Origin of the sequence: Lysinibacillus sp. BS3, assembly GCF_039614735.1 — a bacterium.
GTDB classification, from domain to species: domain Bacteria; phylum Bacillota; class Bacilli; order Bacillales_A; family Planococcaceae; genus Lysinibacillus; species Lysinibacillus capsici.
Window position 1 is genome coordinate 4,337,351 of record NZ_CP154860.1, and the last position, 13,823, is coordinate 4,351,173.

12 protein-coding genes are annotated in these 13,823 nt (G+C 37.1%); 10 read left to right on the forward strand and 2 right to left on the reverse strand.

Features of this window, described 5'->3' with window-relative positions:
* Window position 1: 1 nt before the first annotated feature.
* The 7 genes from AAJG31_RS21600 to recO all read left to right on the forward strand — a co-directional run bounded on the left by AAJG31_RS21600 (window position 2) and on the right by recO (window position 6,517).
* Entirely contained in the window at window positions 2–958 is a 957-nt protein-coding gene (locus AAJG31_RS21600) for a PhoH family protein (RefSeq protein ID WP_016994096.1), read from the forward strand.
* Window positions 959–1,182: 224 nt separating this feature from the next.
* Complete coding sequence (locus tag AAJG31_RS21605; protein ID WP_004227107.1) at window positions 1,183–3,303, forward strand: HD family phosphohydrolase; 2,121 nt, start codon at window positions 1,183–1,185, stop codon at window positions 3,301–3,303.
* A gap of 8 nt (window positions 3,304–3,311) precedes the next feature.
* Entirely contained in the window at window positions 3,312–3,785 is a 474-nt protein-coding gene (gene ybeY / locus AAJG31_RS21610) for an rRNA maturation RNase YbeY (protein WP_066036447.1), read from the forward strand.
* On the forward strand, window positions 3,786–4,136 hold the full coding sequence (locus AAJG31_RS21615) for a diacylglycerol kinase family protein (RefSeq protein WP_048392193.1): 351 nt from the start codon (window positions 3,786–3,788) through the stop codon (window positions 4,134–4,136).
* Window positions 4,137–4,195: 59 nt separating this feature from the next.
* Window positions 4,196–4,609, forward strand: a complete 414-nt coding sequence (locus AAJG31_RS21620; RefSeq protein ID WP_081011012.1) for a cytidine deaminase — start codon at window positions 4,196–4,198, stop codon at window positions 4,607–4,609.
* A complete protein-coding gene (gene era, locus AAJG31_RS21625) occupies window positions 4,596–5,513 on the forward strand; it encodes a GTPase Era (protein ID WP_004227129.1) in 918 nt (305 codons plus the stop codon). The genes AAJG31_RS21620 and era overlap by 14 nt, the downstream gene beginning before the upstream one ends.
* A gap of 218 nt (window positions 5,514–5,731) precedes the next feature.
* Window positions 5,732–6,517, forward strand: coding sequence for a DNA repair protein RecO (recO, locus tag AAJG31_RS21630; RefSeq protein WP_048392194.1), 786 nt, complete (start codon window positions 5,732–5,734; stop codon window positions 6,515–6,517).
* A 24-nt stretch (window positions 6,518–6,541) separates the two neighbouring features.
* Here recO and AAJG31_RS21635 read toward each other — a convergent pair whose 3' ends face one another.
* Window positions 6,542–7,942: an S-layer homology domain-containing protein gene (locus tag AAJG31_RS21635; RefSeq protein WP_066036446.1), complete on the reverse strand. Its 1,401-nt coding sequence runs from the start codon at window positions 7,940–7,942 to the stop codon at window positions 6,542–6,544.
* 838 nt (window positions 7,943–8,780) lie between these two features.
* Between AAJG31_RS21635 and AAJG31_RS21640 the strand changes: the two genes are divergently transcribed.
* Window positions 8,781–10,499: an HD domain-containing phosphohydrolase gene (locus AAJG31_RS21640; RefSeq protein WP_054550114.1), complete on the forward strand. Its 1,719-nt coding sequence runs from the start codon at window positions 8,781–8,783 to the stop codon at window positions 10,497–10,499.
* 44 nt (window positions 10,500–10,543) lie between these two features.
* Here the strand turns inward: AAJG31_RS21640 and AAJG31_RS21645 are convergent, their stop codons facing one another.
* Window positions 10,544–11,929 carry a glycine--tRNA ligase gene (locus tag AAJG31_RS21645; RefSeq protein WP_004227145.1) on the reverse strand — a complete coding sequence of 462 codons (1,386 nt, stop codon included), beginning with the start codon at window positions 11,927–11,929 and terminating at the stop codon, window positions 10,544–10,546.
* A gap of 427 nt (window positions 11,930–12,356) precedes the next feature.
* Here AAJG31_RS21645 and AAJG31_RS21650 point away from each other — a divergent pair, with 427 nt between their 5' ends.
* Both AAJG31_RS21650 and AAJG31_RS21655 read left to right on the forward strand, forming a co-directional pair.
* Window positions 12,357–12,989: a helix-turn-helix transcriptional regulator gene (locus tag AAJG31_RS21650; RefSeq protein ID WP_004227151.1), complete on the forward strand. Its 633-nt coding sequence runs from the start codon at window positions 12,357–12,359 to the stop codon at window positions 12,987–12,989.
* A 15-nt stretch (window positions 12,990–13,004) separates the two neighbouring features.
* Window positions 13,005–13,817 carry a pyruvate, water dikinase regulatory protein gene (locus tag AAJG31_RS21655; RefSeq protein WP_066036445.1) on the forward strand — a complete coding sequence of 271 codons (813 nt, stop codon included), beginning with the start codon at window positions 13,005–13,007 and terminating at the stop codon, window positions 13,815–13,817.
* Window positions 13,818–13,823 lie beyond the last annotated feature (6 nt).

A 13,823-nucleotide genomic window follows, 5' to 3' on the forward strand; every position in this document is an offset into this window, starting at 1 on the left:
TATGTCAGAACAGTTAACTGTATTACAGGTGGATAATCCAAATGAAGCGGTTATGCTACTAGGTATTTCCGATGCAAATATGAAATTAGTTGAAGAAGCACTTAATGTTCATATCATTACGCGTGGTGAACAAATTCAACTTGCGGGTGAAGAAAATGCTAAGGAACAGGCAACATTTCTTCTGCATGCTTTATTGAAGGTCATTCGCAAAGGAATTAATATTGATCAACGTGATGTCACAACAGCTATTGAAATGACACAAAAAGGAACAATCGAGTATTTTGCAGAACTATATGATGAAGAAATAGCACGCACGACGAAAGGTAAGTCAATTCGTGCAAAAACAATTGGTCAACGAGAATACATACAAGCAATCCGTCATAAAGACGTTGTTTTCGGTATTGGTCCAGCCGGTACTGGGAAAACGTATTTAGCGGTAGTCATGGCAACACAGGCACTTAAAAACGGCCATGTTAAGAGAATTATTTTAACTCGCCCTGCTGTTGAAGCTGGAGAGTCTCTAGGCTTTCTTCCAGGAGATTTAAAGGAAAAGGTCGATCCATATCTACGACCTCTCTACGACGCTTTAAACGACATCTACGGCTCAGAACAAACACAGCGGCTAATTGAACGCGGAACGATTGAAATCGCCCCTTTAGCCTATATGCGTGGCCGTACATTAGATGATGCCTTTGTTATTTTAGATGAAGCACAAAATACAACACATCAACAAATGAAAATGTTCCTAACTCGTCTAGGCTTCGGCTCTAAAATGGTCATCACAGGTGATAAAACGCAAATCGACTTACCCAAAAATACAGAATCTGGCTTGATTGTAGCAGAACGTACATTAAAGTATGTTAAATCTATTCATTTCCAAGTACTAGAACAAGGCGATGTCGTACGTCACCCAATCGTAGCCAAAATCATTCAAGCCTACGAAGAACAGCAACTTTAGAATTGCGTAGCAATTCTAAAGTCTGCCCCGAAAGCGAAGCGACAGGGGCAACGAGGTTTAAAACATCCATATAGTTAAAACCTAAACCACGAATTTAATCAAAATATGGAAAAAAATGTGACAGCTATGCGAAGATGCATAGCTGTTTTTTGCTTTCTTATACATTTTTCGAGAAAAATGTATGTTGAATTGGTATGATAGTAGGTAGATAGAGGAGGTGCCAGATGGAGAAACAACTTCGAAAATTTACAGAGCTTATCGGTTTTCGCTACTTTCTTATCATCATTCTCATTTTAACAGGTGGCCTACAATTTGGGTTCATGTATGGCAATGTTAAAGGAGTTACATATGATTTCAAACCATTACAGCTTGCGCCTGAAACCGTACGATCTACTAAAACGATTGAAGACACTTATAAAACACAGCTAGAGCGAGAAAAAGCTGCCAATGCAGTGGATTCAGTCTATCAATTTTCGGAGGATGTCGCCAAGCAAAGAGCAGCGATTGTAACATCATTATTTGATTATGTTTTGGAAGTGAAAAAAGATGTTGCAAATAGTAAGGAACCTATTCCTATTGCAGACCAGGTTACACAGCTTCGAAAAAAATTTGAATCCATTGACGAAGACCAGATGCCGTTAATTTTTACAGATTCTCAGCTGGAAGGTCTATTAGTACAAAGTGAAGATGATTTAACTAGAACAAGTACGCAATTATCTAAATTTGTAGAGGAATATTTACAAAAATCCATCCGACCAGAGAACGTCTTTGTTGCACAAAATGATTTTGAAACAAAGATTCGTGGACAACGAGGATATCCTGATAAAATATTCAATACAGTCGTGTTAATAGGACGTACAAGCATTATTGAAAATGAAACAATTAACGAAGAACAAACAAAGATTCGAAAACAGCAGGCCAAAGAAAGTGTAGAGCCGACACGAATTTTACAAGGTCAGATTATTGTTCAAGAAGGCCAAATTATTGACAATGAGGCTTTTAGACAATTAGAGCTATTAGGGATGGTTAGTAATAAAGCCTCCTTTAAGCCGATAGCAGGGCTTATTATTTTAACGCTACTACAAATGATGTTTATGTATATTTTATTTGAGCGTTGGGAGACGAACGAACGAAAAAAACGTAATGCACTGTTAGTCACAGTGATTGTTTATAGCTTGTCTATTTTGCTAATGAAATTTATTAGCTTAGTTTCTAGTGGCTTTGATGTGACGATTGCCTTTTTATTTCCGACAGCACTAGCGACGATGCTTGTACGATTGCTAGCAGATGAGCGAGCAGCCGTATTAATTACAGTTATGACGGCTGCTTCAGCAGGGGTAATTTTTCAAGAAGGCTATTCCTCAGTTATGCAAATGGAAATTACGCTGTATATCATATTCGGAGGGTTTGCAAGCCTATTCTTTTTGCGTAGTGTGGAAAAACGCTCACATATTTTACATGCGGTTGGTGTGATTTCCCTTGTAAACATGGCATTTATTGCGTTTTATTTGTTAATGACACAATCATCCTATGGCTTACCAGAATTAGCATTTTACTTAATAGCGGCGATGTTATCAGCCTTGCTTTCAGGGGCATTAACGATGGGACTTTTACCATTCTTTGAATCGGCGTTTAGCTTGCTTTCGTCTTTACGCTTAATTGAGCTATCCAATCCCAACCATCCATTATTAAAAAAATTATTAATGGAAACTCCAGGGACATATCATCATAGTGTGATGGTAGCGAACTTAGCGGAAGCTGCGTGTGAAGAGATTGGTGCTGACGGTTTATTAGCGCGTGTAGGTTGTTATTATCATGATATTGGTAAAACCAAACGACCTTCCTTTTTCATCGAAAATCAGATGTCGGGCATCAATCCGCATGATTCGTTACCACCTGAAACAAGTGCAGAGATTATTATCGCCCATACGACAGATGGTGCCAATATGTTAAAACGTTATAAAATGCCCCAAGAAATTATTGATATCGCTTTACAACATCATGGCACAAGTTTGTTAAAATTCTTCTTGTTTAAAGCAAAGGAAGAAGGAAAAAATATTGATGAGGCAAAGTTCCGATACCCAGGGCCCAAACCACAAACAAAAGAAGCAGCTGTTATAAGTGTTGCGGATAGTGTCGAGGCAGCAGTACGTTCTATGAAAGAGCCAAATGCAGAGAAAATTCAGAAGCTAGTACGAGCGATTATCGATGATCGCGTCCAAGATAATCAGTTTGATGAATGCGATATTTCAATAAAAGAGTTAAAATGTATAGAGAGAGTACTTTGTGAAACGTTGAATGGGATATTCCATTCACGTATTGAATATCCAAAGGCAGATAAGTAGGAGGATCTATGATTTTAACAATTGATTTTACGGATGAAACAAATGAAGTGGGAGCACAACATATCGAACTTGTTGAAAAGCTATTACATCATGCTGCAAGTGTAGAAAATATTGAGCCAGAAACAGAGGTTTCGGTGACGTTTGTAACGAACAAGGCAATTCAAGATATTAATCGTGAATATCGTGGCAAAGATCAACCAACAGATGTCATTTCCTTTGCACTAGAGGAGCTAGGTGAAGGGGAAATTGAAGTAACTTTTGAAGGTATGCCACGTGTATTAGGTGATATCATTATTTCGACTGATCGTGCAAAAGAGCAAGCAGAGGAATATAATCATTCCTTTGAGCGAGAATTAGGCTTTTTAGCTGTACATGGTTTTTTACATTTACTTGGTTATGACCATATGGAGCCAGAAGAAGAGAAAGTGATGTTTGCAAAGCAAGATGAGATTCTCCAAACTTTTGGCTTAGGTCGAGATTAGATGAATTTGCGAAAATACTTGCGATCTTTTGGCTATGCTTTTGAAGGCATCATAACTGCAAGTAAAGAACAAAATTTGAAATCACATATAGTAAGTGCAATCATTGTTATACTGGCTAGTTATTTGACAGGTTTATCTCGTATGGAGTGGTATATTGTGCTACTATTAATAGCACTAATGTTTGCGCTGGAAATGATGAATACAGCTATCGAACGGGTAGTCGATTTAGCTTCCCCAGAGATACATCCGCTTGCTAAGCAAGCAAAAGATATTGCAGCAGGTGCAGTGCTTGTATTTGCGCTATTCAGTGCTATAATCGGATTACTCATCTTTCTGCCAAAATGGTTTTAATGGAAATGAGTGTCTTCTAATTGAAAATAAACCATAAATGTGAGGGAGAATTAGTATAGATGACAATGGATATGCATGCATTATTAGAAGAATCAAAAAAGGCACGTGAAAAAGCCTATGTTCCTTATTCAAAATTTAAAGTAGGGGCAGCTCTACTAACTAAAGATGGAGAGGTTATTCACGGTTGTAATATTGAAAATGCAGGCTATAGTATGACAAATTGTGCTGAACGTACAGCGTTTTTTAAGGCAGTATCGGAGGGGATTTACGAATTCGAGGCCATTGCCATTGTAGCTGATACAGACGGACCATGCGCCCCATGTGGAGCATGTCGCCAGGTCATGATGGAGTTTTGTGCTCCAACTATGCCTGTTTATTTAACGAATTTAAAAGGTGATGTGACGGTAACGTCAGTGGGCGAATTACTACCGTTTGCATTTACGACGGAGGATTTAGAGAATGCAGGAAACTAAAAATGGCTATAAATCAGGCTTTATCTCCATCATTGGTCGTCCAAATGTTGGCAAATCGACATTTTTAAATCGTGTCATTGGCCAAAAAATTGCGATCATGAGTGATAAGCCACAAACAACACGAAATAAAGTACAAGGCGTACTAACAACAGATGATAGCCAAATGATTTTTATTGATACACCAGGTATTCACAAGCCAAAACATAAACTAGGCGATTTCATGCTGAAGGTTTCTAAAAACACATTGCGTGAAGTAGACGTTATTATGTTTATGGTTAATGCTGAGCAAAAACTCGGTAAAGGTGATGAATTTATTCTAGAAATGCTAGCAGGAAACCCAACACCTGTCTTTTTGGTCATCAATAAAATTGATGCCATTCATCCAGATGAACTAATGGGAATTATTGAGAGCTATAAAGAGCGCTATGACTTTGCGGAGATTGTACCGATTTCTGCGCTACAAGGCAATAATGTTGAAAATTTATTAGTGACATTGGCGAAGTATTTACCAGAAGGACCTCAGTATTACCCAGCCGATCAAGTGACAGATCATCCTGAACGATTTATCATATCTGAACTTATTCGTGAAAAAGTCCTACATTTAACGCGTGAAGAAATTCCCCATTCTATCGCGGTGGTAATTGATAAAATTCGTCGTGATGAAGAAAATGAGGATAAAATTCATGTAGCGGCTACAATTATTGTGGAGCGTGATTCTCAAAAAGGGATAGTTATTGGAAAACGTGGAGCCTTGCTAAAAGAAGTAGGGACACGTGCGCGAAAGGATATCGAAATGCTTCTAGGGTCTAAAGTTTATTTAGAGCTATGGGTAAAGGTGCAAAAAGATTGGCGTAATAAAGCTACACATTTACGTGATTTTGGATTCCGTGATGATGAATATTAAGTTTTTACTGGCTTAGCCAATGAATTGTAACGTTGACGAACATGGCCCGTTGAATCAGGAATAGACGCCAAATTTTGACGTGACGGTTTTAGGTTAACTTCTTCTTGTAGGCACAAAAGGATCTAGAAGTATTTGATCATTTTTATTTTTGAGCTGTCCAAAATTATTTTGGGCAGCTCTCTTTGCATGGATAGTTCTTTTATGAAAGGAGGGGGATTATGCTTCATAAATGGGAGGGGATTGTATTAAAGGTTCGCGCTTATGGGGAATCTAATAAGATTGTTATTTTGCTAACTCGGGAAGCTGGTAAAGTGGCTACGATGGCTAGAGGGGCAAAAAAACCTTCTAGTAGATTGGCTTCCATCACGCAACCCTTTACCTATGGGATGTTTATGGTACAACATCATACAGGCATGGGAACTTTGCAACAGGGAGAACATTTAAATTCAATGCGCCATATTCGTGAGGATATTATGGCTACTGCTTATGCTAGCTATATTATGGAATTAGTGGAGCGAGTTGTGGAAGAAGGAAAGCCAGAGCCATTTGCGTTCGATGTTTTACTACATGCACTACAAGCAATTGAGGATGGCTACGATCCTGAAGCTATTACGCTATTTGTTGAATGGAAAATGTTGCCCTATACAGGTGTACAACCTATTTTACATGCCTGTGCTGCGTGTGGCGCAGTAGATGGGGAATTCGCTTTTTCCTTTGCTCAAGGAGGATTCTTATGCCATCGCTGTTATCAGCATGACCCCTATATCATTCGCTTAACGCCAACACAGCTGAAACTTATCAGGATGTTCTACACTGTTCCTATCGACCAAATTGGAAAAATAGAACTAAAAAAAGAAACAAAATATTTCATTAAAAAAATTATAACAACCATCTATGAAGAACAAACCGGTATTCGGTTTAAGACGAGAAAATTTATAGAGCAACTAGAACGTACCCCTGAACTGCAAATACGCTCGAAAGACAAAATGCCAGATGAATCATAATGTTCATCTGGCATTTCACGTTATTTAAAATTCATCCTCATCCTCTGTCACTAAAAAGGCCCACTGTCCAGCAATTTTTTTACTTTCAATATAAAGGTATGATGTTTCATTGTTTTTACCTGTTAAATGGAGAATCGCTAGACCTTCAGCTTTTGGCGTAATATGTAGTTGCCCGTCAAGAATTGTCGCTTTTACAGGCACTGGCTCAAAACCAAAGCTTTCGAGTGCTACATGTGTTGGTTCGAAAGGTAATTCTTGCGCTGTCAGTATTAATTCATCTGTCAAATGATATAAATCAATGCTGCGAACAAAATCATAGGAATACACATCTGCGGCCATCTTTTGTTGTTGCGTCCCATCTGAAAATGTAACAATGTATTGTCCATTTTGCGAAATGGACAGTGTTTGATCTTGTTGATTAAAGTTATAGAAATTTGAAGCGAGTGGCTGTCCATTCGCGTTTTGAACCGTCACCTCTGTTGGTATGAATGGTAATTTGCTCTCAGACAAATCGAGTGGTAAATTTTCGATATAATCATCTTCTTCTACTTCTTCAAGTGTTACCTTCAGCTTACCATTTACATTTTTGACATGTACTAAATAAAAAATGTCAATAAAGTCCTCTGAATCATCAGTCAATCCAGTAATCACTAATTTACCCGTACCTTCTTTTATAGGGGTAATTGTGATAGACTCTGTCATATCTTCCTCTTCATTCCATGTGAAAATATCCTCTGCTGGCTCAAGACCACCATAAGAAGCAAAAATATAGTCCTGTTTAAATTGACTTGCATAGACGGTTGCATTGCCTAGCAACTTTTCAGCTCGTACAACAAAAGCAGCCAGCTGAGAGCGCTTTACATTGCTTTTTGGGCCGAAAGTGGTTGCAGATGTTCCTTTGGTAATCCCATTTGCAAACAATGCTTTAATATGAGGCTCAAATTCATTCCCCTTTTTAACGTCTGTAAATGGTAATTGTGTGTTACTCGTACTTGTTAATCCAAAGCCTTTCGCAATCATTTTAGACATTTGCTCGCGAGTTATATTTTGAGTAGGGTAGAAATAACCATTTGCACCATTAATAATGCCAGCATTTGCTAATGCTGCAATGGCTCCGTAGTTTTCATCGCCAGGTTTGATGTCTTTGAATTGGGGATTTTTTACGTGAACTGTATCTAACTTTAAAATACCTGCTAAAATCTTCGCAGCCTGTGTACGTGTAATAGGATTAGCGGGTTTAAATGTCCCATCCATATAGCCTGAAATAATGCCACGCTCTGCTAATTGAATAATAGCCTTACCTTCTTCATTGGTTGGGTTGATATCAGGAAAAAATGATGCTGCGTGTGCGGGTGGTGCGATAATAATCGCACTTGTTGCTAAAGCAGAAGCCATAGCTAGTTGAAATAAACGTTGAGACTGCAATTAAATTCCTCCAAAAAGTACAATAGAAAATTTTATAGTATATATATTTCTGGTCAGACCTTCCTATGTATCAGTTCAAACTTCCGGACGAATGAATGTTAAAAGGTGATGTGTCTTTAGCCTGTCAATTATTCATTATTTAACAGCTAATACTAACTATAATAACTTATTTATACCAAAAAGATGGAACAACGCATAGAGGGAATTTCATCCATATCATGACTGTTCGGTAATCGATTATACCTTATGTAAAAAGGGGGAGCTAAAACTAATTAACTTGCATAGCACAGAACTCGCTTCATTTTATCTTTTAAATAAAAAGAAATACCTTTGATTTTATAGGAGGATGCAACTAGATTACCTTTCTTTTTAATGAATAAATTTCAATTTTTACAAAATAAAATTATTGCGTAAATTTAATTTTATTTGTTATTTTTCCGTCTTTAAATGAATAATATGAAGTCTTATTTATCTATATTTTTATTTATTTATATATTTATAAGTATTTTAATAGGTAAAAAGATTTGTATTTTTGTTTAGTTTTCATTATATAAGTGGTAGAAACTGTTCATTCGAGACCCATATACTAGTTGAAAAGGCATTTTAACCTATGATATTGTAAATGGTATAGATAATGGTAATTATATTTTTTAAATATAATTAAGTCGTTTAATCTCCATCGAAACTGATGTACGCTAGATCACTTTAGACATGCCTATGAAATATAAAAGCCTCTATCAGCAAAACGTATTGTTATACGTTTATCAGAATAGCGCAGTCCTATGGAAGAAGGAGGGAGTCACATAGTGCTTAGTACATTGCGTATGTGGCAAAATATATGCTACGAAAAGTAACCTTAAGTATTCATGAAGTTGAAGCAAATGATATATTAGCAGAAGATATTTTTTCAGAGTATCGTTTATTGGCTAAAAAGGATTTAGTTTTAACGGAGCGAATTATTGCCTTACTTAAACTTCGTAAAGTAGATGAATTATCTGTCTATTTGCCATCTAATTCAGTTCGAGTTGTACATGATTTAAGTGCTCAACGAACAAGAGAATATGAAGATCTATTTGCCCCATTAATTGAAAAAAGAGATCCTGTGGATGATTATAAAGAGACAGTTAGTCAGCTTTTTATGACAACGTTGGAGAATGTCGTGCACGAATTACGCTATGGACAAATTCTTAAAAGCATACAGGATACGGCTTATGTAAGAGGTGTTTTTGAAAAGATTTTGGAAAAAAAACATCGCTATGAGCTACTTATGCGTTTAAAGGAATGGGACGAGTATTCATTTGTCCATTCATTTGATGTGTTTGTATTAGGTACAATTTTTGCTAGATACCTAGGTTTAACAGATATTGAAACATTAGCTAGGGGCTACCTGTTCCATGATATCGGGAAGGTTTTTATACCCCAAGAAATATTAAATCTGAAACGTAAACTCTCTGAAGATGAGTTCGATATTGTAAAGACGCACACAACAAAAGGCTACGAGCTACTCATGGAACATAACGAGGAAGACATTGCCTATTTGGCAAGAGATCATCATGAACGTTTTGCGGGAAAGGGCTATCCAAATCAACTTTGTGCGGATGATATGAGTGAGGGTGTACAATTATTACAAATTGTTGATGTATATTCAGCGATGACATCCAAGAGAGTCTATCATGTTGGCTATGGTGCTACAGATGCTTTAGCTGTCTTATACAGAGATCGACATTTATATAATGAGAGCTTTATGCATAAATTTGTAGAATGTTTAGGGATTTACCCAGTAAACTCTGTTGTTATGTTATCCGATAATCGCAGTGCACAAGTAGAACTTGTTTATGATTTATTTCCAACATTACCAAAAGTAAGATTGTTAGATGAGCAAAAATCAATGAATCTTCCTTTGAACTATAGTGTGAGAATTACGAAAATGATCGACTATCGAGCGAATAGCTTTGAAGAGATTTTCAACTTATTTGTAGAGCAATTAATCCGCTGTGACGAAAATAATCTGAGAATTCATTTTAATAAATTAATTGACCATTTACATCCTAAAGAAATTGTCTTAAAAATTTTTCTGCCAGCCTTTCGTATTTTACGTTTACTAACAAGGGAAATCCAAACGGATATGACAAAGTATCGCAATTCTATTGGTATTTTAAAAACGCTCCTAGAGGAGCAATTAAACGTTTTATATATGGATTATCAACATGAGCAAACGACCATATTAGTTGTGGAGACATCGTTGCGTGAAAATTTCTTCATTAAGCTTGTTCAAAGTATTTTGTATATTGATAAAATTGTGCCATTCTTTATAAACCCAGGTGATGATCAACGTATTACACAATTGATGGAACATTGTGATGTTAATGTCGCTTACTTTATTGAAGATGAACTAACTTTTGACAAACGGGTTCGTCCAATGCGAGAAGGTACATTCCTTTATTACTCACTAGCGGATATTGAGGAGCTATTAGTAAGCTTAATAGGTTTGAGCATGAAAAAGTTTTCATTCGAGGAAAAAATGCAAGAGCGTTTATTTTCAACATTTAAAGCATAAGAAAGAGGGAGTTGCCTGCTGGCTACCCCCTCTTTTTTAAGTGATTAGAATTGTAGGTGTTTTTCAATATATGCTTTTACTTCAGCAATAGGCATACGAACTTGTGTCATAGAGTCACGATGACGTACTGTTACTTGGCCATCCTCTTTTGAATCAAAATCATATGTGATACAGAATGGTGTACCAATTTCATCTTGACGACGGTAACGTTTACCAATTGATTGTGATTCATCAAAATCAACAGGGAAGGCTTTACGCAGTTCAGCCCAAACATCTGTAGCTTCATCAGATAATTTTTTAGAAAGTGGTAGCACAGCAGCTTTAAATGGAGCCAGAGCAGGGTGGAAACGTAAAACCGTACGTTTATCATCACCTTCTAGTTCCTCTTCATCATAGGCATCACACAAGAAAGCTAATGTTACACGATCAGCGCCTAATGATGGTTCAATACAATAAGGAACATAACGTTCATTTGATACAGGATCAATGTAAGTGAAATCTTCACCAGAGTGCTCCATATGTTGTTTTAAGTCGTAATCTGTACGATCTGCTACACCCCAAAGCTCTCCCCAGCCAAATGGGAATTTGAATTCGATATCTGTTGTAGCGTTAGAGTAGTGAGATAGCTCATCATCCTCATGGTCACGAAGGCGCATCGAATCTTCTTTCATGCCTAGGTTTAGTAACCAATTTTTACAGAATTCTTTCCAATATGCATGCCATTCAAGGTCTTCACCAGGTTTACAGAAGAATTCAAGCTCCATTTGTTCGAATTCACGTGTACGGAATGTGAAGTTACCCGGTGTAATTTCGTTACGGAAAGATTTACCGATTTGTGCGATACCAAATGGTGTACGTTTACGCATAGAACGTTGAACGTTTTTAAAGTTCACGAAAATACCTTGTGCCGTTTCTGGGCGTAAATAAATTTCATTTGTAGAGGATTCCGTTACACCTTGGAATGTTTTAAACATGAGGTTGAATTGGCGAATATCTGTGAAATCAGCCTTTCCGCAATCAGGGCATACTACGTCATATTTAATCATTGTTTCTTTCATTTGGTCGAATGTCATACCATCAACAATGATTTCATCGCCTTTCGCTAATGCAGCGTCTTCGATAATTTTATCTGCACGGTGGCGGGCCTTACATGATTTACAGTCGATCATTGGGTCATTGAAGTTTCCTACGTGACCAGAAGCAACCCAAGCTTTTGGATTCATCAAAATAGCAGCATCAATACCTACATTGTATTCAGATTCCTGAACAAACTTTTGCCACCATGCTTTTTTAATATTATTTTTTAATTCGACACCTAGTGGACCATAATCCCACGTGTTTGCTAAACCTCCGTAGATTTCAGAACCAGGGAAGACAAAGCCTCGATGCTTCGCTAAAGATACGATGGTTTCCATTGATTTGTTAGCCATAAAATAGCCTCCTTTAAATTTTTAATACGTTGTTTTAGCGGTAAAAACGCCATAGTTTTTTCATTCAGTTGCAACTAAATGAAAATAGCACCCGTCTCCGGGCACATTGTATGCCCAGGGACGAGTGCTAATACCCGCGGTTCCACCCTGATTGTTTTAAACGAGTAGTTTAAAACCTCTTTTCAAAAAGTTAGCTCAGGGAGTGCCTTTTCTCTGTTGCTGTGTAGACTTTCACCATCTTCTACTCGCTATAGAATGGAACAGATACTTTTTTCCCATCATCGCCTGTATAACGCAATTTGCTCGAAAATACTGATAGAGCAAGCGTATGTGTCAATATTGTAGCATGTAGTTCTTTAATTCGCAATAATTATTAAAATAGTATATAATAATTGAGCATAAGTATAACACTATTAGATTTGAGGCGGTGAGTCCAATCGAACTCAATAAACGTCAGGAAGACATATTACAAATTGTGAAAGAAAATGGCCCTATTACGGGGGAACATATTGCCGAACGTCTCAATCTGACAAGAGCAACTCTAAGACCGGATTTAGCAATCCTAACAATGGCAGGATTTCTGGATGCAAGACCAAGGGTTGGTTATTTTTATTCAGGTAAGAAGGCATCTGTTACATTAATAGATAGTATTCACAATTTAAAAGTGAAGGATTTTCATTCAGGGCCAGTAGTTGTCCCTGAAACAATGACGGTTTATGATGCAATTTGCTTTATGTTTTCAGAAGATGTTGGTACACTCTTTGTCGTAGATAAGAATGAGTTTTTGACAGGCGTACTATCTCGCAAAGATTTACTGCGTACAAGTATTGGCACGCAGGATTTAAATAAAATTCCAGTACATATTATTATGACGCGTATGCCAAATATTTCGTACTGTGAAAGATCAGATTCTTTAATTGTTGCAGCGAACAAACTTATTGAACGTGAGGTTGATTCACTACCAGTAGTTGAACCGCAAGAGGGTGGTTTAACGATTGTTGGTCGTCTTACAAAAACAACGATTACACGGGCTTTCTTATCTCTTGCACAAAATGTCTAAATGAAGGAGAGCTGCATGAAAAGACTACGCGTATTTGTTGTATCTGATTCTGTCGGTGAAACTGGTGATCAAGTTGCAAAAGCGGTTATTAGCCAGTTCCGACCGGGTCTTGAAAATACTGTGATTCGTCGATTTCCACATATTCAATCAGAGGAGCTTATCCGTAAAATTGTTTTTCTTGCTTCGCAACAGCGAGCATTCATTGTTTATACACTTGTTCGCCAAGAAATGCGTAAATTATTACATGATTTATGTGAACAAGAAAAAATTCAGGCTGTTGATATTTTAGGGCCAGCCTTACAATCAATGGCAGCTTTTATGGAAGAAAATCCATTGGAAACGCCTGGTATTGTTCATCTGCTGGATGATGATTATTTCAAAAAAATTGAAGCGATTGAATTTGCGGTAAAATATGATGATGGTAGAGATCCAAGAGGATTATTACAGGCTGATATTGTACTAGTTGGTGTATCACGAACTTCTAAAACACCACTATCACAATATTTAGCCCATAAAAAATATAAAGTGGCGAATGTACCTTTAGTGCCAGAGGTAGAACCACCAGAAGAGCTATTACAGATAGACCCTAAAAAATGCTTTGGATTGATTATTTCCCCTGAGAAGTTAAACTCAATTCGGAAAGAAAGATTAATGTCTCTCGGCTTGAATGATGATGCTATCTATGCACAGCATGAAAGAATTCTTGATGAGATTCAGCATTTTGAAAAAATTGTCGGTAGAATAGGTTGTAAAGTTATCGATGTGACAAATAAAGCTGTTGAAGAGACAGCAAATACGATTATCGAACATATTTTGACCTGTAAATAAGGATAG

What these genes read in the sequence shown, in the direction of transcription:
- AAJG31_RS21600 (WP_016994096.1), top strand. Translation starts at nt 2, where the DNA reads ATGTCAGAACAGTTAACTGTATTACAGGTGGATAATCCAAATGAAGCG.
- AAJG31_RS21605 (WP_004227107.1), top strand. Translation starts at nt 1,183, where the DNA reads ATGGAGAAACAACTTCGAAAATTTACAGAGCTTATCGGTTTTCGCTAC.
- ybeY (WP_066036447.1), top strand. Translation starts at nt 3,312, where the DNA reads ATGATTTTAACAATTGATTTTACGGATGAAACAAATGAAGTGGGAGCA.
- AAJG31_RS21615 (WP_048392193.1), top strand. Translation starts at nt 3,786, where the DNA reads ATGAATTTGCGAAAATACTTGCGATCTTTTGGCTATGCTTTTGAAGGC.
- AAJG31_RS21620 (WP_081011012.1), top strand. Translation starts at nt 4,196, where the DNA reads ATGACAATGGATATGCATGCATTATTAGAAGAATCAAAAAAGGCACGT.
- era (WP_004227129.1), top strand. Translation starts at nt 4,596, where the DNA reads ATGCAGGAAACTAAAAATGGCTATAAATCAGGCTTTATCTCCATCATT.
- recO (WP_048392194.1), top strand. Translation starts at nt 5,732, where the DNA reads ATGCTTCATAAATGGGAGGGGATTGTATTAAAGGTTCGCGCTTATGGG.
- AAJG31_RS21640 (WP_054550114.1), top strand. Translation starts at nt 8,781, where the DNA reads ATGCTACGAAAAGTAACCTTAAGTATTCATGAAGTTGAAGCAAATGAT.
- AAJG31_RS21645 (WP_004227145.1), bottom strand. Translation starts at nt 11,929, where the DNA reads ATGGCTAACAAATCAATGGAAACCATCGTATCTTTAGCGAAGCATCGA.
- AAJG31_RS21655 (WP_066036445.1), top strand. Translation starts at nt 13,005, where the DNA reads ATGAAAAGACTACGCGTATTTGTTGTATCTGATTCTGTCGGTGAAACT.